The sequence below is a fragment of the Sphingobacterium sp. SGG-5 genome (assembly GCF_011043525.1).
Taxonomy (GTDB): Bacteria; Bacteroidota; Bacteroidia; order Sphingobacteriales; family Sphingobacteriaceae; genus Sphingobacterium.
On sequence record NZ_JAAKGO010000002.1, the window covers coordinates 481,411 to 497,145 of the forward strand.

General features: G+C 43.1%; 24 protein-coding genes. 14 read left to right on the forward strand and 10 right to left on the reverse strand.

Going from position 1 to position 15,735, the window contains the following annotated elements:
* Positions 1–22: 22 nt before the first annotated feature.
* Positions 23–928 carry a hypothetical protein gene (locus tag G5B30_RS04340; protein ID WP_165318726.1) on the forward strand — a complete coding sequence of 302 codons (906 nt, stop codon included), beginning with the start codon at positions 23–25 and terminating at the stop codon, positions 926–928.
* A gap of 466 nt (positions 929–1,394) precedes the next feature.
* Here G5B30_RS04340 and G5B30_RS04345 read toward each other — a convergent pair whose 3' ends face one another.
* On the reverse strand, positions 1,395–2,447 hold the full coding sequence (locus G5B30_RS04345; protein ID WP_165318727.1) for a hypothetical protein: 1,053 nt from the start codon (positions 2,445–2,447) through the stop codon (positions 1,395–1,397).
* A gap of 239 nt (positions 2,448–2,686) precedes the next feature.
* On the opposite strand from G5B30_RS04345, the gene G5B30_RS04350 reads away from it, so the two are divergent.
* The 7 genes from G5B30_RS04350 (at position 2,687) to G5B30_RS04380 (ending at position 5,926) form a co-directional block, all read left to right on the forward strand.
* Complete coding sequence (locus tag G5B30_RS04350; protein WP_165318728.1) at positions 2,687–2,848, forward strand: hypothetical protein; 162 nt, start codon at positions 2,687–2,689, stop codon at positions 2,846–2,848.
* Positions 2,845–3,195, forward strand: a complete 351-nt coding sequence (locus G5B30_RS04355) for a hypothetical protein (RefSeq protein WP_165318729.1) — start codon at positions 2,845–2,847, stop codon at positions 3,193–3,195. Before G5B30_RS04350 ends, G5B30_RS04355 begins: the two co-directional genes overlap by 4 nt.
* A gap of 82 nt (positions 3,196–3,277) precedes the next feature.
* A complete protein-coding gene (locus tag G5B30_RS04360; RefSeq protein ID WP_165318730.1) occupies positions 3,278–3,733 on the forward strand; it encodes a hypothetical protein in 456 nt (151 codons plus the stop codon).
* 47 nt (positions 3,734–3,780) lie between these two features.
* Positions 3,781–4,305: a GNAT family N-acetyltransferase gene (locus G5B30_RS04365; RefSeq protein ID WP_165318731.1), complete on the forward strand. Its 525-nt coding sequence runs from the start codon at positions 3,781–3,783 to the stop codon at positions 4,303–4,305.
* 201 nt (positions 4,306–4,506) lie between these two features.
* Complete coding sequence (locus G5B30_RS04370) at positions 4,507–5,010, forward strand: SRPBCC domain-containing protein (protein WP_165318732.1); 504 nt, start codon at positions 4,507–4,509, stop codon at positions 5,008–5,010.
* Between the two features lies 1 nt (position 5,011).
* Positions 5,012–5,515, forward strand: coding sequence for an SRPBCC domain-containing protein (locus G5B30_RS04375; RefSeq protein ID WP_165318733.1), 504 nt, complete (start codon positions 5,012–5,014; stop codon positions 5,513–5,515).
* Positions 5,516–5,521: 6 nt separating this feature from the next.
* On the forward strand, positions 5,522–5,926 hold the full coding sequence (locus tag G5B30_RS04380) for a DUF1801 domain-containing protein (protein WP_165318734.1): 405 nt from the start codon (positions 5,522–5,524) through the stop codon (positions 5,924–5,926).
* A gap of 29 nt (positions 5,927–5,955) precedes the next feature.
* On the opposite strand, the gene G5B30_RS04385 is transcribed toward G5B30_RS04380, so the two are convergent.
* Entirely contained in the window at positions 5,956–6,258 is a 303-nt protein-coding gene (locus tag G5B30_RS04385; RefSeq protein ID WP_165318369.1) for a hypothetical protein, read from the reverse strand.
* Positions 6,219–6,668 (reverse strand): outer membrane beta-barrel protein, encoded by a 450-nt coding sequence (locus tag G5B30_RS04390; protein WP_165318735.1) that lies wholly within the window; start codon positions 6,666–6,668, stop codon positions 6,219–6,221. The genes G5B30_RS04385 and G5B30_RS04390 overlap by 40 nt, the downstream gene beginning before the upstream one ends.
* A gap of 317 nt (positions 6,669–6,985) precedes the next feature.
* Here G5B30_RS04390 and G5B30_RS04395 point away from each other — a divergent pair, with 317 nt between their 5' ends.
* From G5B30_RS04395 to G5B30_RS04415, 5 genes are all read left to right on the forward strand, one after another.
* Positions 6,986–7,387 carry a VOC family protein gene (locus tag G5B30_RS04395; RefSeq protein ID WP_165318736.1) on the forward strand — a complete coding sequence of 134 codons (402 nt, stop codon included), beginning with the start codon at positions 6,986–6,988 and terminating at the stop codon, positions 7,385–7,387.
* A 53-nt stretch (positions 7,388–7,440) separates the two neighbouring features.
* Positions 7,441–7,872, forward strand: a complete 432-nt coding sequence (locus G5B30_RS04400) for an SRPBCC family protein (RefSeq protein ID WP_165318737.1) — start codon at positions 7,441–7,443, stop codon at positions 7,870–7,872.
* 26 nt (positions 7,873–7,898) lie between these two features.
* Positions 7,899–8,255, forward strand: a complete 357-nt coding sequence (locus tag G5B30_RS04405) for a DUF2200 domain-containing protein (RefSeq protein WP_165318738.1) — start codon at positions 7,899–7,901, stop codon at positions 8,253–8,255.
* A gap of 71 nt (positions 8,256–8,326) precedes the next feature.
* Positions 8,327–8,524, forward strand: a complete 198-nt coding sequence (locus G5B30_RS04410; RefSeq protein ID WP_165318370.1) for a PLDc N-terminal domain-containing protein — start codon at positions 8,327–8,329, stop codon at positions 8,522–8,524.
* A gap of 22 nt (positions 8,525–8,546) precedes the next feature.
* A complete protein-coding gene (locus tag G5B30_RS04415; protein ID WP_165318739.1) occupies positions 8,547–8,984 on the forward strand; it encodes a carboxymuconolactone decarboxylase family protein in 438 nt (145 codons plus the stop codon).
* Here G5B30_RS04415 and G5B30_RS04420 read toward each other — a convergent pair.
* The 6 genes from G5B30_RS04420 to G5B30_RS04445 form a co-directional block, all read right to left on the reverse strand.
* Positions 8,981–9,439 (reverse strand): DUF6691 family protein, encoded by a 459-nt coding sequence (locus tag G5B30_RS04420; protein WP_165318740.1) that lies wholly within the window; start codon positions 9,437–9,439, stop codon positions 8,981–8,983. The genes G5B30_RS04415 and G5B30_RS04420 overlap by 4 nt on opposite strands.
* A 10-nt stretch (positions 9,440–9,449) precedes the next feature.
* A complete protein-coding gene (locus tag G5B30_RS04425; protein ID WP_165318741.1) occupies positions 9,450–10,013 on the reverse strand; it encodes a YeeE/YedE family protein in 564 nt (187 codons plus the stop codon).
* Positions 10,007–11,386, reverse strand: a complete 1,380-nt coding sequence (locus tag G5B30_RS04430) for an MBL fold metallo-hydrolase (protein WP_165318742.1) — start codon at positions 11,384–11,386, stop codon at positions 10,007–10,009. The genes G5B30_RS04425 and G5B30_RS04430 overlap by 7 nt, the downstream gene beginning before the upstream one ends.
* A gap of 81 nt (positions 11,387–11,467) precedes the next feature.
* On the reverse strand, positions 11,468–12,049 hold the full coding sequence (locus G5B30_RS04435) for a DUF417 family protein (protein ID WP_165318743.1): 582 nt from the start codon (positions 12,047–12,049) through the stop codon (positions 11,468–11,470).
* A 159-nt stretch (positions 12,050–12,208) separates the two neighbouring features.
* The gene (locus G5B30_RS04440; RefSeq protein WP_165318744.1) at positions 12,209–13,243 is read right to left on the reverse strand and encodes an LLM class flavin-dependent oxidoreductase; all 1,035 of its coding nucleotides are present in this window, start codon (positions 13,241–13,243) and stop codon (positions 12,209–12,211) included.
* 98 nt (positions 13,244–13,341) lie between these two features.
* Positions 13,342–13,923, reverse strand: coding sequence for a tRNA-(ms[2]io[6]A)-hydroxylase (locus G5B30_RS04445; protein ID WP_165318745.1), 582 nt, complete (start codon positions 13,921–13,923; stop codon positions 13,342–13,344).
* 55 nt (positions 13,924–13,978) lie between these two features.
* On the opposite strand from G5B30_RS04445, the gene G5B30_RS04450 reads away from it, so the two are divergent.
* Positions 13,979–15,205 carry a glycosyltransferase gene (locus G5B30_RS04450; protein WP_165318746.1) on the forward strand — a complete coding sequence of 409 codons (1,227 nt, stop codon included), beginning with the start codon at positions 13,979–13,981 and terminating at the stop codon, positions 15,203–15,205.
* 36 nt (positions 15,206–15,241) lie between these two features.
* Here the strand turns inward: G5B30_RS04450 and G5B30_RS04455 are convergent, their stop codons facing one another.
* Complete coding sequence (locus G5B30_RS04455; protein WP_165318747.1) at positions 15,242–15,664, reverse strand: hypothetical protein; 423 nt, start codon at positions 15,662–15,664, stop codon at positions 15,242–15,244.
* Between the last annotated feature and the right edge of the window lie 71 nt (positions 15,665–15,735).

Below are 15,735 nucleotides of genomic sequence, written 5' to 3' on the forward strand. Positions count from 1 at the left end.
TTGAGGAAACTAAGTTTGTTTTATGTTGAACGATATTGATAAAGTAAAAGAACTGCTCTCGAAAATTGAAGTAGTTGAGATAATAAAAAAAATCGAAATTTATAGGAAATTAGATTTCAAAACGATAAGTGACCAAGATTTATTTAATGAAATATTGAAGGTAATTTTGGTCAATGTGAATGGAGTGGATCGTTCATTTTTATTTCCGAGATTAGCGTCATATCCGCACAAAACTAAATTTTACCGAGTGCGAGCGGTAGAATCTGACGACCATTATTGCCCATTAAAAGCGATGACTTTCGAACAAGATGCATGGAATCCCCCTAGTGAATTTATTAAAAAAAGAGGCAGATTGAATAATATCCACGAATCTTTGTTATATACATCACCAATAAATCCATTTGTTGCTGTAGAAGAAATTAAGGTTAAAGACGGCGAGTGGTTTTGTTTAATTGTTTATGAGGCTAAAGTTGAGATAAAAGTTTCTATTATTGGACAGTGGGAAGATCTGCCTGAATTAAGCGCAGATGAAAATTTAAAAATGCGTATTATTTCCAATTTTTTAAATGACGAATTTACAAGAGATGTTGGGGAGGGAACTGAGTATCTCTACAGAGCATCTGAAAGAATTGCAAAAGATTATTTTGATCTACCTCCCAGAATTGTGCAAGACGCTTGGTGTTACCCATCAATAGCTCAGAAAAACTGCGCAAATGTTTGTTTTAGACCCGAAATAGCTAAGGATGTACTGAAGTTGGTGGGTGTTCAAATTTGTAAGATAACAAAAGAAAACGGTGATTATTTGTTTACTTGTCCAGTAATTGCAACAGGATTTGACGATGATAAGAAATTTAAATACTACTCAGTTGATCATCCTATTTGCAAAGAAATATTCCCTGAAATTCAATTAGGTAAAAATACTGGTTAGTATGTTCGGAGAATTATAGGCCGAATTAGCTACATTAGATTTTATACTTCTAATGCAGTTCCAAAATTGGCTTCACTGTATTAAATTTGACATTCGGTTCAATCTATCTCGCACTATCGTCAAACTATGATCCGCAAAACTATACAATCCAAGGTTCTATTCTAAATCGGGCTATCTAAAAACATCATTTTCCAGACAAAGCCCCACTTTTATCAAGTAAAAACGCCCTATAGGTAAAACAATAGGGCGTTTTTTGTCAAGAATTGGATCTATTCGAAGTTTGCTTTGGAGAGGAATTGCTATTGCTATCCTGTTGGAATGAGGGCACCGTCCGCTTTGTCACAGGCAGCGAAAATCACGACGGCCATGCATGTCCAGATTGCCCTTTCGATCTTTGTTCTCATAATTATTCCATGTTTATAATTTATACTCTGTTGATTTTATATTCCTTGATTTAGATCTAAATCTACTTTTCGGATCTGACGACAAGGACGGAACTGGCATATCCCGGCCGGTCCATCGCTGCTCCGTTCTTCCACAGTCTGGCAACCTCTGATGTACTTCCATTGCTGTTTTCCTTTTCTTCGTACCCCACCACGAAAACATCATCAGAACAAAGCGAAACCGATTGTGCAAATCCGTCATTTGCTCCGTCGGTCAGGATCTGTGGAACTCCATCTTTCCAGAGTTTGGCTACCATCTTTCTACCATTGCTCTGACCTCCGGCAACATAGACCCCCTTATCCGATACACTGATGGTGGAGGCATAGGAAGATGTACCCTCTGCCAATCTCTCTGTATTTCCGTCTTTCCAAACCGTTGCCATATTGGTATTGCCGATATACTCATCTCCAGCAACATAGACATGACCATTATGAACAGCAACCGAATAGGCAGTGGCAGAATTCGACCCGTTGGTAAGATCATGGGCGACCCCGTTCTTCCATAGCTTGGCTACATATTTTGTTCCGTTCTGCTCTTCGCCCGCCACATAGACAACACCCTCCGCTACGGTGACCGCATAGGCACAGGCATGGTTCGTTCCATCGCTAAGGTCCTGCGCCGCACCGTTCTTCCAGACCCTCGCTACTTCTTTTGTTCCGTTCCATTCCCTTCCGACCACGTATACGTCGCCCTGATATATGGCTACCGATATTGCTAGGGCACGATTTGAACCGTCCGTGAGGTCCTGCCGGATCCTATTCTTCCATAGTACGGCGACATCCCTTGTTCCGTTATTTTCATATCCCACGACATATTCGTCCTTGTCAGAAACGGCCATTGCGTAGGCTTGCGCATTATTCGATCCATCGCTCAGAGCCTGTTCTGTACCGTTCTTCCATATTTTGGCGACATATTTGGAGCCATTGTGCTCGTAGCCCGTCACATAGACATCCGTTACGTAGTGAGGTTCTTTTTGAGGCTCCCCCTGATCATCTCTTGAGCATGCAGGGATCAAGACTGCGGTAAGTGAAACAATCGTGATCCTTCTGAATATTTGGGCAATCATTGTTCTCATAATTCTTTTGTTAAAGTTTATAACATTGTATTGTTCAAACAGAGTTGGGCAGTCGTTTTTTCCTGCCATCGTTTGATAGGTCAAAATTAGGGCATCTTGATTTCCTGGGTTACCCCCTAAAGGGGGTTTTTATCCAATGCAGATATGGCTATCTTTGTATCACGATAAACTGATAATCAAATTCGTATGATGGGAAGATATCTACTTAGGCAAACACAACAAATGAGCTGGTTGCCATTATGCCTGTTGATGGCATTCGTTCCGATCATCAGTATGGGCAAAACCTGGATTCGCTGATTGCGGTACATACTGAAAAAGGCAAGGTGAATATTGAACATATTGCACCATCAGTAAAAATCTCATCTATGGCAACCCGGATAAAGCCGCTGCAGTCGGGATGAAGATGATAGATCTGTCAAGAAAGCAAAGGGAGCCATTGAATCTTGCCCCTAGCCATCGTTTTTTAGGAGCATATTATGCTGATGCGAAGGGTACTGGGATTCAGCATATGTCCATTATAGACAAGAAGAAAGACTGTATTACCAGTACAATTGGAGAAAGGGAGAAGGTGCTATATTTGTTGGATGATGTCAACAATATTGATTGGTGCGTTTTTTATGCTATGGGTAGCCTACTTTCCCATAGCTTCCCCTTTTGTTGTCAATGTTTTCCTCCAAGCCACTCCAAATCTTCCCATGAAAATCTAATCATATTGTTAGACATGCTGAAAAGTGCAGAAGTCTGTTAAACTCTGGCACGACTCCTGTAGTCTTACCAACAAACGGTTTGGAAGAATGCAGACTCATTGTTTTACTAAAGATAAGAAGGCCATGAAAAGATTATTGATCGGAATAGCTGCTTTAGCATTGATGGCAGGAACCGCCTTGGAAGCAGACGCTCAGGGCAGAGGACATGACAAGCATATGCGAAAAGAGCAAGTCAAGCATGACAAAAAGCAGCGGAAGCATGCCTATAAATATGCTGAAAAACGCGACCGGGAGTACCGTAAATACTACGATAAGCGTGAAAAGGAATACCGTAAATACGTGAAGAACCAGCACAAGCGGTATCGTGATCATGACAAATGGTATTACAGTCCGCGATTCTATCACCGCACAGAATATGTTTATTTCCCCCAATATCGTACATATTATGACCCATTCAGACGTGGATACGTGTATCAGCGTAACAACGTTTGGGTGTTTGCCCCAAATATGCCATCGATTATGGCGGGTGTGAACATCGGTGGACTGAATGTGCAGTTTATGGCTAATTTGCCGTTGTAGCTGTGAGCCTTTAGTTAGCAAACAAGTTTATCAAAGACATTTTTAAAATGAACATTAGAAAAGAAGAAAGTAGAGATTACAAAGAAGTATTTAAGTTAATTAAAAGTGCTTTTGAGAACGAAGAATATACGGATCACAAAGAACAGTTTCTGGTAGAAAGATTAAGAAACTCTGAAGCATTTGTCCCCGAACTATCTTTAGTTGCGGAAATTGATGGAGAGATTGTGGGCTATATTCTACTAACAAAGATTAGAATTATAAACAATGACTTGCAAAAGACATCTTTAGCATTAGCACCAATAGCTGTATTAAAAAAGCATCAAGGAAAAGGAATTGGAGGAAAACTAATTCAGGAATCTCATCGGAAAGCGAAGGAATTGGGGTTTGATTCCGTGATTCTATTAGGGCATGAAAAATATTATCCAAAGTTTGGGTACGCAATGACAAAAAATTACGGAATTAAATTACCTTTTGAAGTTCCGGATGAAAACTGTATGTTAATAGAGCTAACAGAAAATGCGTTAAAAAACATCACAGGAATAGTGGAATATCCAAAAGAATTTTATGAATAAAGACAGCTATTAATACGGGTTTTGCGTATGGTGGGCCGGCGTGAAATGTGATTGCCAATAATTCCTTTTGATGCTTTCATGAGGAACAAGGCTTACTAGCTGGCGGATGCATAGATAAGCATCTTAAAACTAAAAACTTGTCGTAAGACAAGTTAATCGTGGTTCTGTTAAGCTATTTTTACATATTAAAAACAGGCAATCATGAACAGCGATTTATTATTTGACTTTATTGTCGACAAGGAAAACAAGACTATCCATATCAGGCGTGAGTTTGATGTCAGCCTCGAGCTGGTATGGCAGGCATGGACAACTCCGGAACTACTTGATCAGTGGTGTGCTCCAAATCCTTATCGAACAGAAACGAAAACTTTGGATTTCAGTGAAGGCGGTTTTTGGCACTATGCGTTGGTAAGTCCCCAAGGAAATAAGCATTGGAGTCGGTATGACTATAAAAAAATCGAACCTTATAAAAGTATTACGGAATTGAGGATATTCAGTGATGAAAATGGTACTGTCGATCCGGAGTTCCCATGCACAGAATGTATTATTACTTTCAGCAACACAGATAGCAGAACACTCGTAACCATGACCGAAAAATATGGCAGCCCCGAGATGTTTGAGAAAATGGCTACAGATAGCCATAAAAAGGGCTTCTCATCGCATCTTAAAAATCTCGACAGATTATTCACCCTAAAAAATAAATAAGATGAACAACGATTTATTATTTGACTTCATTGTCGACAAGGAAAACAAGACTATTCATATCACCCGTGAATTTGATGCTGGACTTGCTCTGGTGTGGCAGGCATGGACAACTGCAGGATTACTCGATCAATGGTGGGGCCCACAACCATGGCGAGCTGAAACAAAAACCATGGATTTCCGGGAAGGTGGTCATTGGCTCTATGCGATGGTCAGCCCGGAAGGTGAAAAACATTGGGCTAAAACCGATTTCGTTTCCATTGTAAAGGAAAGATCATTTTCCTCTAAAGGCGGGATTAGCGACGAAAACGGTACTCTAAATCCAGCGTTTCCGCAAAACTTATGGGAGAATACTTTCGTAGTGGTAGATCATAAAGTCCGCGTAGATATGGTACTAACCTACGATACAGTTGCAGATCTGGAAAAGGAAATAGAGATGGGCTTTAAGGAAGGTATGACTATAGACTTCCAGCAATTGGATCAGCTGTTATCAACTTTGAAAAAATAACATGCGATGGCAGCAACAATATCAAAGGATATCTTAACTTACAACTATTCAAAATTAGAGGGGGATAAAGTCATTTGTGAGATGCTGGCGACAGAAATTATCAAACACCTGCCCGAGGCCGAGAACAAAATTTGGCACGGGCATCCTGTTTGGTTTTTGGAGGGTAATCCGATTGTTGGTTACAGCAAACAGAAAAAAGGAATCCGGCTCATGTTCTGGAGCGGAGCGGATTTTGAAGAAGATAGCTTGAGCGTCAAAGGCGGAAAATTTGAAGACGCTTCTATCTTCTACAATGATGTTGCCGATATCGTCATCGGTGACTTAAAGCGTTGGCTGGAAAAATCAAGAGCAATACAGTGGGATTATAAAAACATCGTAAAAAGAAAGGGTATATTGGAACGATTGAAATGATATAATATAGCAGAGACAAGATTCCCCATTTACAGCTTATACCCAATAGAAATACCATATACCCTGTTTTTTATATTTCCTTTAGGATTTTCTCCATCGATATCCGGTGCAAGATTCGCAATTCCGAATTGGCCGTTGACCTGAATGGTAACCCGACGGAAGAATTCATACCCCACCAAAAAATTTACGCCATAATCCCACGGTTTGCCATAGAGGTAATTGCCGAATTCACCGTCCACAACATCATTTTTGAAAATAACATCGCCCTGTGGCTCAATCATAATATCACCAATTAAGATCTGCCCTTGATCTGCCTTCCATTTGCCTTCCATTTGCCTCCTGTCCCATAAGCCACATACGGGCCGGCGCCTACAACTATGTTTCCAGGACCAAATCGTGGTGTGTACAGCAAATTCAACGGAACTTCAAAGTAGGATGCCGTGGCTTTGAACGTATTGTCCGGCCCCGCAAGCCAACCTCCGTTTTGCTTAAACCCCTTTCCTGAATATAAAGCAGCCGGTTGGATATAAAAATCTGTAGCGACAGGGATATCGAGGGTTAATCCGATCTGGAACCGGGGTATCATTTCGGATTCCTGCGTTTCGCCTAGTTCGTCAATCAAAAGAATTCCAGAGAGATTTACTCCTCCACGGATGCCAACGCTCATTTGTGCGTGGGCCGTATGGACAAAAATAATCAGGGCAAAAAGTAAAGTTGCAATGGATAGGGTGTTTTGGTTCATGTCAATTTAATACGTGAAATTATGTATGGTTGTTCAATAACAAACGGTGCGAACAGCCTGTATGCTACAGCGCCAAAAGACATAAATGCTGTTAGCCTCTTCTCTCACTCCTACAAAGTTGCTTTAGTACTGCACAGGTTATACATGCTGACAACAGCAAAACACGTTGTGTTATACGAATCTGTGAGTGAGGTGTAGAGTTTATTCGTCATGCCGAACTGAACTGCATATATATACCATTGTGTTGGGGTTTCTTGTCCTTTGGCAAGTTTATTGCGGCTAATAACCTATATATTTGACAGATAACATATAGACTTATGGCACCACGACCTTCAATAATCTGGGCAGATTACCCGATAAAAGACATAGACAGATCGAGAGAATTTTATAGCACACTTGGTTTTACGGTACGGGACCAGACCCATGACGGAGACAAATTTATCTCCCTTACCATCGGTGATAGTGGATTTATCCTTAACCTGTTTCCCATAGACCGCTTCGAAAGAGGTGTAAAAACGACGGTAGCTGATACGGCGGCCGGCAACGAAGTAAACTTCAGTATTTCCGCCGATAGCAAAGAAGAAGTGCTGGAATGGGAAAAAGCGCTCCGGGAAATCGGTGCAGAGATTATCAGTCCTCCCGAACAGATGAAAGAAGGATGGTGGGCGATGCGTTTTGCTGATCCGGATGGTCATCGTTGGGTAGTATTGAATATGTAGGCCACGAGCCAACACAGAACGATTGTTAGGTTTAGCACTTAAATAAAGCAGATATGAAAACACAGACAATTGACCATACGATCCGAATCAATGCCCCAGCGCAAAAGGTCTGGCAGGTATTATGGGACAAAGATCGCTATAAAAAATGGGCCGCTGCGTTTATGCCAAACTCGCATTATACCGGCGAACTGATTCCTGGCGGCAAAATCCAATTCCTTGACGCCGACCACAATGGTATGGAAAGCATGATAGCCTCGCTTACCGAAAACCGTGAGATCACCTTTCACCACCTTCACGAGCTGCAAGCGGGCAAAGAAGGTCAGAGCCTTGGAGACATGAGCGAGCAATATCTGCTCGACGAACGGGATGGCGTAACTACCCTATCCCTGAAGTTGGATGTGCCAGAGCAATATTTCAATGAAACGGATGCAGCAACCCAAAAGGCATTGCAGATCATAAAAGAGCTGGCAGAAAGGGCGAGTTAGACATAAATAAGTAGCAAACACCGATAATGAAAACAGACAACACCAGAGTCTATAAAATGTCCTTTGCGGGCGTATATCCCCATTATATCGCTAAAGCAGAAAGAAAGGGGCGTACAAAAGCTGAAGTAGATGAAATCATCTTTTGGCTTACGGGATATAATGAAAAGGATCTACAGGAAATTCTGGATAATAAAACCGACTTCAGGACTTTTTTTGAACAGGCGCCGCAGATCAATCCGAATGTCTCCAAGATAACCGGTGTAATCTGCGGCTATCGGGTAGAAGAAATAGAAGAAGAACTGATGCGGCAGATCCGCTATTTGGACAAGTTGATTGACGAATTGGCAAAAGGAAAAGCTATGGAAAAAATTTTGAGGAAATAGTTGGCTATGATTTACGTTGACATTTTTGTAATTTAGTAGGGAGCGGAGTTTTACATCTAAAGCAACAAAAAATGGAAAGTTCAGATATCGGTGTTTTAACGATTTTAGGCGTGATCTTTTTTGTATGGCTGCTGCCCATATTGGTCATTATCAGCTCCCGCAAGACGACGGGACGGGAGAAGTTAGCCTGGCTGTTGGCCGTGATTTTTATATCGTGGTTTGCATGGATTTTTTACCTGTTGTTAGCCCCCATAAGAAAGAAAAACTGAATTTAACTCAACAAAATAGATCATGGAAAATAGAATAAATATTCAAGAACTTGAACCCGATTCCTATAGTGCGATGCTGGCTTTGGAAGGCTACCTGCGCAGCTCGCGCCTTTCGAAAACCCATTTGGAGTTAATCAAGATCCGTGCTTCGCAGATCAACGGCTGTGCCTTTTGCCTTAATATGCATACAAGAGATGCCTTAAAACAAGGTGAAACGAATCAGCGGATTTTCTTGCTCAACGCCTGGAAAGAAACGACATTATTTACCGAAGAAGAACGGGCGATATTAGCTATGACCGAAGAGGTTACGCTAATCAATCATCGTGGCCTGACCGACGAGACTTATAAACAGGCACAAAGTCTTTTTGATGAGAACTACTTAGCACAGGTTATCATGGCCATTGTAACGATAAACGCGTGGAACCGCATTGCTATAAGTACGAATAGACCCCTAGATTAATGAGGTAATCTATCCTTAAAATACCCATATACCCATGTTCCGGCGATAGCACTCAGTAGTGTCACAATAATAACGGTGGCGCCTGTGCCGATCTGTGCAAACAACGGGCCAGGGCAGGCTCCTGTTAATGCCCAACCAAAGCCGAAGAGCAATCCGCCATAGATCTGTCCTTTATGGAATGTTTTTGGCGAGATGTGGATAGGTTCACCGTGGATTGTTTTGACGTTAAACTTCTTGATCAGCCATACCGAAACGATACCCACGAGTACTGCACTTCCAATAATTCCGTACATATGGAAAGATTGCAGGCGAAACATTTCCTGGATACGAAACCAACTGATGACCTCAGACTTGACGAATAAAATACCGAAGAAAACACCAACAAGGAGGTATTTGATATTAGGGTACCACTTGTGTTCAAATTGGCTCTTGTTAATATGTGTTTGTTGTTCCATTGCTCCGGTACTAAAGTGAAAGAATAAGAGGTAAGATCAGGTTGGCCAAGATGAAGCCCCCGATCATAAAGCATACCGTTGCGATCAGCGAGGGCCACTGTAAGTTGGAAAGCCCCATAATAGCATGCCCACTCGTACAGCCGCCGGCATAGCGCGTGCCAAATCCGACGAGAAAGCCACCTACGACCATCAAGAAGAAGCCTTTGAGCGTGAATAGCGATTGCCAGTTGAGGATGTCCTCCGGTACCAGGTTATCGTAATCGACAATTCCATATCCGGCCAGTTCTTCGGCTAAGGCTGGGGCCACTTCCACCGGGTTGGGGTCTGTAAACAGCTGTGCCGTTATCAGACCGCCCAGAAAGATGCCGAATACAAAAAACAGATTCCACGCCTCGTTTTTCCAGTCGTATTTGAAATACGATATATTGGCGGGGATACACGAGGCACAGATATGCCTTAGCGACGAGCTAATTCCAAAGGTTTTGTTGCCTAATATCAAAAGTGCCGGTACCGTAAGCCCGATTAAAGGGCCGGCGATATACCAAGGCCAGGGCTGTTGCAAAAAAGTTAACATAACTGGGCCCTCCATTTCCGCATACCCCCGGCATAGTTTTTTACCTTATCAAAACCATGCTTTCGCAAAATAGAATACGCAATAGTCGAACGGTCTCCGGACTGACAATGGATGATGACCAATTTATCTTTGCTGATTTTGTCCAGATTGTCTTGTAATGTTCCCACAAAAACATGATCTGCTCCTTCAATATGACCGGCTTTATATTCATTCTCGCTACGAACATCCACAATCTGTACTGCTTCATCACCGATATACGTTTTGAACTCCTCGATGCCGATCACATCAGCAATGTGCAAGTCTATCCCCAGATCGTCGACTTCAGTAATATATCCATAGTTATTGTCCATGCCAATGCGCATCAGTTTTCGTGTGAGATCTTCCATGCGGTCCTCATCCGCAATAAGGACAAACTGCTCTTCATAGTTGAGCAACCAGCCCATCCAGGTAGAAAAGGAATTGTTGCCCTGTATATTCAAGCCCTCCGGAATAAAGCCTTTCGCAAAAGCAGTCTTGTCCCGTGTGTCGATGACAGTCAAACCATCGTTGTAAGCCTTCCTAAATTCCATGTTGCTTAATTTCGGGGGTTTGGGTACTTCGATCAGCAACGGGCGATGCACCTTGTTCAGGTGCTTCATCGTTGCGAAGTATTGTGGCGCTTCGGGTTGTCCTTCCAGCAGTTCATTCACGAAACCGTCGGCATTGTCTTTAAATTTAAACGCCCAGTTGCGGATTTTTTCATAACCGACGGTCGAACTCGGTACAGCGCCGAGAGACTTACCACAAGCCGATCCTGCACCATGTCCTGGCCATACCTGAATATATTCTGGAAGCTCTGCAAAACGTTGGATGGATTCGTAAAGCTGGCGCGCACCGGCCTCCTGCGTGCCAACGAAACCGGCAGCTTTTTCGAGCAGGTCGGGCCGCCCGACATCGCCCACAAATACAAAATCGCCCGTAAAGATCATGACGGGCTTGTCTGTCGCCGGAAGATCCGTCAATAGAAAACTGATACTCTCGGGTGTGTGCCCCGGTGTGTGCAGCACTTCCAGTATCAAGTTGCCTACAGGAATGGTATCGCCATGCTTCAACTCCTGATGTGGGAACTCATATTGCCAGTCCGACCCACCTTCGTCCGATAGGTAAAGCGTGGCGCCCGTAGCGGCAGCCAATTCGCGTGAGCCACATAGGAAATCCGCATGGATATGCGTTTCTGCTACGTGTGTAATGCTTAACTTATTTGCTTTCGCAATGTTCAGGTATACGTCGATATCCCGTTGAGGGTCGATGACGATGGCTTTACCCTGGGCCTGACAACCAATTACATAACTTGCCTGCGCAAGACTTTTATCGTAAACATGCTGAAAAAACATAGTATAAAGTTCGGATTTTATTTTCGCTTATTCCCCAACTTTCGTTACAGCAATGTCAAAAGTCCGGTAGATATCAGCAATTTAAGCCGTATTCTGGCGTCGCGACAGCAATCTTTTTGCGGAATCAGAAGCTACGATCAACCCTCCTGCCATCATGATGACATCTTTCAAGACCAGCCGCCCTGCTCCCGATAGATACGGAAAGCCATAACGGGGTGTTGGGAAATCTCCACCTAAATCGGGCACATACACTTCGGGTGTAGTAATTAGAAAAGATAAGGTTACAATGGACATGATAACTGTTAACAGACCACCGATTAACCCGAGCCTCGGCGACCAAATGCCCAATAAGGTGAATATGCCAATACCAACGATCACCGCACCTAAGCCATATGAAAACAGATATGTTCTATTTTCTTTATGCCAACGGATATTTTTTTCCACTGTAGCGCCTTCCGGATTTTTATACTGCTTATATTCCGGGGCATCTTTCGCATAAAAGAAACTCATGAACGGGCTATTCGCCACAAAAGGAACAATTCCGTCTGCTTCATATTGAAAAGCTTTTAGACCGCCTATCCATGCCATGACAATGAAAATGGCGATTTTCAAAAATTGAATAAACTTATCCTGCAGAGAGGCAAAAAAATGTAAAAATTGCATATGACCTGTTTTTAATACAAACAAAGTTACAGAAATGCGACCCGCTGCTCAACGGTTTGAACACCAAGGCCCATAATTACGAAGGTACTTTATTTTGATGAAATAAGACCATCTAAAAAGCCGGACATCCCCCGACTTTTTTAGATAGTCTCATCTACGCTATCGAGTTGCTTCCCGCACTTTCGGTGCGATCTGTGTGCCGTAAATTTCGATCGCTTTCATCATGTCCTTATGATCCGGGCTTCCGACATCCATGTGGGCGGAGAACCGTGTCAACTCAAAGGTTTCCTTAACAGCCAGAATTTTATCGACAGCCTCATTGGAGTCACCGATAACGAGGTGTCCGTGAGGTGATCGTCCAAAGTCATACTGTGATCTTTGGTAAGGAGGCCAGCCCCTGGAAGCACCGATGCGGTTCATCTGTGCCGCATATATCGGATAATATTGATCCGCTACTTCTTTCCCGTTCGCACCGAAAAACGCATGCATATGTACACCGACCTGAAACTTGCTTTTATCGTGTCCATTGTCGGTATAAGCTTGCTCATACATTTCGAAGAGTGGCTTAAACTGCTCCCAGGCCCCACCGATAATGGCAAACATTACCGGAAGACCAAGTTTGCCCGCACGGATAACAGATGATGTAGTCCCTCCTACGGCGATCCATATCGGCAGGTTATTATCTACCGCACGCGGTAAAACTTGCTGATTCACTAAGGACTTGCGGAATCTACCGGTCCAGTTGATGACTTCATGTTTATTTATTTTTAACAAAAGATCAAGCTTTTCTTCGAAAAGGTCGCTATAATCCTTTAAATCATACCCAAAAAGAGGAAAGGATTCGATAAAAGATCCTCGCCCGGCCATCAGTTCGGCACGACCCCCCGAAATAAGATCTACCGTTGCAAAATCTTGGTAGAGTTTGACAGGATCGGTCGAGCTTAATACAGACACCGCCGATCCCAGCTTGATGCGTTTGGTAACCGTAGCCGCGGCGGCCAATATAATCTCAGGGGAAGCCACTGCATAATCTGGCCTGTGGTGTTCGCCCATGCCAAAGAAATCAAGACCGACTTCATCCATTAATTTTATCTCTTCAATGATCTCCTGAAGACGTTGTTGTGTAGGTTGAATCTTTCCTGTAGCGGGATCTATCTGCAGGTCCCCAAACATGCCTATTCCTAATTCTAACATAGCTTTCAAAGTAAAAGTAAAAAACCAATTTTCTTTACCTATTACAAAGATAACGCCAGCCGCCCGGCCATTTCTTAAGGTAGGTTAAGAAAAACGAACTATCCGTGTATATACTCTTTCTTGCCGTAGGATTGGATAAGCTCTCCCTCGAATTCCAGCCACTCCTTCCATCGTTTGTCTACATCGACGTCTTTTGTGTATTTGCGTGCAAAATTCAGGAAAGTTGTATAGTGATTGGCCTCCGAGACCATTAGATCGTGGTAAAACTTGGCCAGATCCTCATCTTTGATGTTGGTAGAGAGCACACGGAAGCGTTCACAGCTTCGCGCTTCGATCATGGCAGCAAACAGCAGGCGGTCGATAAATGCCTGGTTGCGCGAACCGTCTTTTTTAGCGAATTTCATCAACTGCCCGACATAGTCGTCTTTCCGTTCGCGCCCTAAGGTGTAGCCCCGCTCTTTGATGATAGCAATGACCATCTTAAAATGTTCCATTTCTTCAATCGCGATAGCCGTTAATTCATGTACCAAATCCTCCAGTTCCGGATTTTGTGTAATCAGGGTGATCGCATTGGAGGCCGCTTTCTGCTCACACCAAGCGTGATCGGTTAAAATTTCATCCAAATTCGACTCGGCGATATTCGCCCAACGTGGATCTGTCAATAGTTTTAATCCCAGCATAACGTATAGAAGTAAAATGTCCTTAAAGGTACAAAATTTATGTACCTTCGGCTATATGAAGAAGGCATTGTTCATCGGTTTGGTATGGCCGGAGCCACAGTCGTCGGCAGCGGGCTGGCGTATGTTGCAACTGATCGAATTATTTCAGCGCCAATATGACGTTCATTTTGCTTCTGCCGCAGCTAAGTCGGATTTCTCTCATGATCTCCAGACTATGGGTGTAACGGAACATACGATTTTGCTGAATGATTCGTCTTTTGATGATTTTGTGCAAGAGCTTCAGCCCGATATAGTTGTATTCGACCGGTTTATGATCGAAGAGCAGTATGGCTGGCGCGTAGCGAAGTGCTGCCCCAACGCCATCCGTGTGCTGGACACCGAAGATTTACATTTTTTACGCCTAGCGAGACAGGAAGCTTTCCGAAAAAACCAACCGCTGGATTTATACCATGACACTACATTTCGGGAGATTGCGGCGATATATCGGTCCGATCTAGCCTTAATCATTTCGGAAAAGGAAATGGAAATATTGACGGAGACTTTTCATGTTCCATCTGATCTTTTGTATTTTCTACCCTTTATAGAAAAAGCGATAACGGACGACCATATACAGCAATTGCCGACCTATGAGCAGCGAAAGGATTTTGTCTTTATCGGCAATTTTCTCCATGAACCGAATTGGCGGACAGTCGAAGCGTTGAAAAGGACGATATGGCCCGCATTGCGCCGGGAATTACCCAATGCAGCATTGCATATCTATGGCTCCTATGCTTCCGAAAAAGTCAATCAGCTTCATGCACCGCAGGATCGTTTTTTGATACAAGGGCGGGCAGGCCATGCCCGGAAGACTTTAGAACAATATCGTGTCCTTTTAGCGCCTATTCCCGTGGGCGCAGGAATAAAAGGCAAATTTGTGGACGCCATGTACAGTGGAACGCCTTCCGTTTCTTCCTCTGTTGGTGCAGAAGGAATGATCAAAGAAGGCTTGTGGAATGGATATGTAGTGGATCAGGGAGAGGAATTTGTGAAGCAGGCAAAGATCTTATATACCGATCGTACGATCTGGGAGGACGCACAGCAGCGTGGCGTTAAACTCTTTAATACGAGCTTTGCACAGTCTTTGTACGCTGATCGTCTTTTACAGTGTTGTGATGACCTACAAAAAGAACTCCCAGCCCATCGGGTGGCCAATTTTATCGGGCAGATGTTGCGACATCATACCGTACAATCTACACGCTACATGTCGCTCTGGATAGCAGAAAAAAACAAGAGAGCGCACTGAATATAGCACGCTCTCTACCCTTTAAAACTAAAACCTTTACCGCTTTCTTTTGAATACAATCTCCGTGCGCACGGGCCCCGTATGGTTAACTAAGGTCAATGTCGTGATAGATTGTACAATGTTTTCCTGAATAGCGTAAGTCATACCATCAAACTTCATTTCTTTTGCCGTTGGCATCTCATAATTATAAGTACGCACATCGTTTCCTTCTCTTTTGACGTAAGCCTTACCGTCTTTGTTGAAGTTTATCGTTTCATCTTCGTCAAGAAGTTCTTCCGTGACATTAAGCAATTCATCTTCGTTCCCTGAGATAGTCTTGGTGGCTTTTTCCCAATGTCCCGATACAATAATATTTAATGCCGCGTCTCTTCCGATATTGTCTACCGTTTCCTTGCTACAAGAAAATAGCGTGATAACTAATACTGCTAAGGTAGATAAAAGTGTAATTTTCGTTTTCATAGCTAATCCTTTTTATGTAGTAAGGCCAACTTTTGTACCAAAGTGCAGGTAAATGAAAATTTTAACACTTC

Bases quoted from the DNA above. Each gene is read 5' to 3' on its own strand.
- G5B30_RS04340 (WP_165318726.1), top strand. From the start codon at position 23: ATGTTGAACGATATTGATAAAGTAAAAGAACTGCTCTCGAAAATTGAA.
- G5B30_RS04345 (WP_165318727.1), bottom strand. From the start codon at position 2,447: ATGAGAACAATGATTGCCCAAATATTCAGAAGGATCACGATTGTTTCA.
- G5B30_RS04350 (WP_165318728.1), top strand. From the start codon at position 2,687: ATGCCTGTTGATGGCATTCGTTCCGATCATCAGTATGGGCAAAACCTG.
- G5B30_RS04355 (WP_165318729.1), top strand. From the start codon at position 2,845: ATGAAGATGATAGATCTGTCAAGAAAGCAAAGGGAGCCATTGAATCTT.
- G5B30_RS04360 (WP_165318730.1), top strand. From the start codon at position 3,278: ATGAAAAGATTATTGATCGGAATAGCTGCTTTAGCATTGATGGCAGGA.
- G5B30_RS04365 (WP_165318731.1), top strand. From the start codon at position 3,781: ATGAACATTAGAAAAGAAGAAAGTAGAGATTACAAAGAAGTATTTAAG.
- G5B30_RS04370 (WP_165318732.1), top strand. From the start codon at position 4,507: ATGAACAGCGATTTATTATTTGACTTTATTGTCGACAAGGAAAACAAG.
- G5B30_RS04375 (WP_165318733.1), top strand. From the start codon at position 5,012: ATGAACAACGATTTATTATTTGACTTCATTGTCGACAAGGAAAACAAG.
- G5B30_RS04380 (WP_165318734.1), top strand. From the start codon at position 5,522: ATGGCAGCAACAATATCAAAGGATATCTTAACTTACAACTATTCAAAA.
- G5B30_RS04385 (WP_165318369.1), bottom strand. From the start codon at position 6,258: ATGGAAGGCAAATGGAAGGCAGATCAAGGGCAGATCTTAATTGGTGAT.
- G5B30_RS04390 (WP_165318735.1), bottom strand. From the start codon at position 6,668: ATGAACCAAAACACCCTATCCATTGCAACTTTACTTTTTGCCCTGATT.
- G5B30_RS04395 (WP_165318736.1), top strand. From the start codon at position 6,986: ATGGCACCACGACCTTCAATAATCTGGGCAGATTACCCGATAAAAGAC.
- G5B30_RS04400 (WP_165318737.1), top strand. From the start codon at position 7,441: ATGAAAACACAGACAATTGACCATACGATCCGAATCAATGCCCCAGCG.
- G5B30_RS04405 (WP_165318738.1), top strand. From the start codon at position 7,899: ATGAAAACAGACAACACCAGAGTCTATAAAATGTCCTTTGCGGGCGTA.
- G5B30_RS04410 (WP_165318370.1), top strand. From the start codon at position 8,327: ATGGAAAGTTCAGATATCGGTGTTTTAACGATTTTAGGCGTGATCTTT.
- G5B30_RS04415 (WP_165318739.1), top strand. From the start codon at position 8,547: ATGGAAAATAGAATAAATATTCAAGAACTTGAACCCGATTCCTATAGT.
- G5B30_RS04420 (WP_165318740.1), bottom strand. From the start codon at position 9,439: ATGGAACAACAAACACATATTAACAAGAGCCAATTTGAACACAAGTGG.
- G5B30_RS04425 (WP_165318741.1), bottom strand. From the start codon at position 10,013: ATGTTAACTTTTTTGCAACAGCCCTGGCCTTGGTATATCGCCGGCCCT.
- G5B30_RS04430 (WP_165318742.1), bottom strand. From the start codon at position 11,386: ATGTTTTTTCAGCATGTTTACGATAAAAGTCTTGCGCAGGCAAGTTAT.
- G5B30_RS04435 (WP_165318743.1), bottom strand. From the start codon at position 12,049: ATGCAATTTTTACATTTTTTTGCCTCTCTGCAGGATAAGTTTATTCAA.
- G5B30_RS04440 (WP_165318744.1), bottom strand. From the start codon at position 13,243: ATGTTAGAATTAGGAATAGGCATGTTTGGGGACCTGCAGATAGATCCC.
- G5B30_RS04445 (WP_165318745.1), bottom strand. From the start codon at position 13,923: ATGCTGGGATTAAAACTATTGACAGATCCACGTTGGGCGAATATCGCC.
- G5B30_RS04450 (WP_165318746.1), top strand. From the start codon at position 13,979: ATGAAGAAGGCATTGTTCATCGGTTTGGTATGGCCGGAGCCACAGTCG.
- G5B30_RS04455 (WP_165318747.1), bottom strand. From the start codon at position 15,664: ATGAAAACGAAAATTACACTTTTATCTACCTTAGCAGTATTAGTTATC.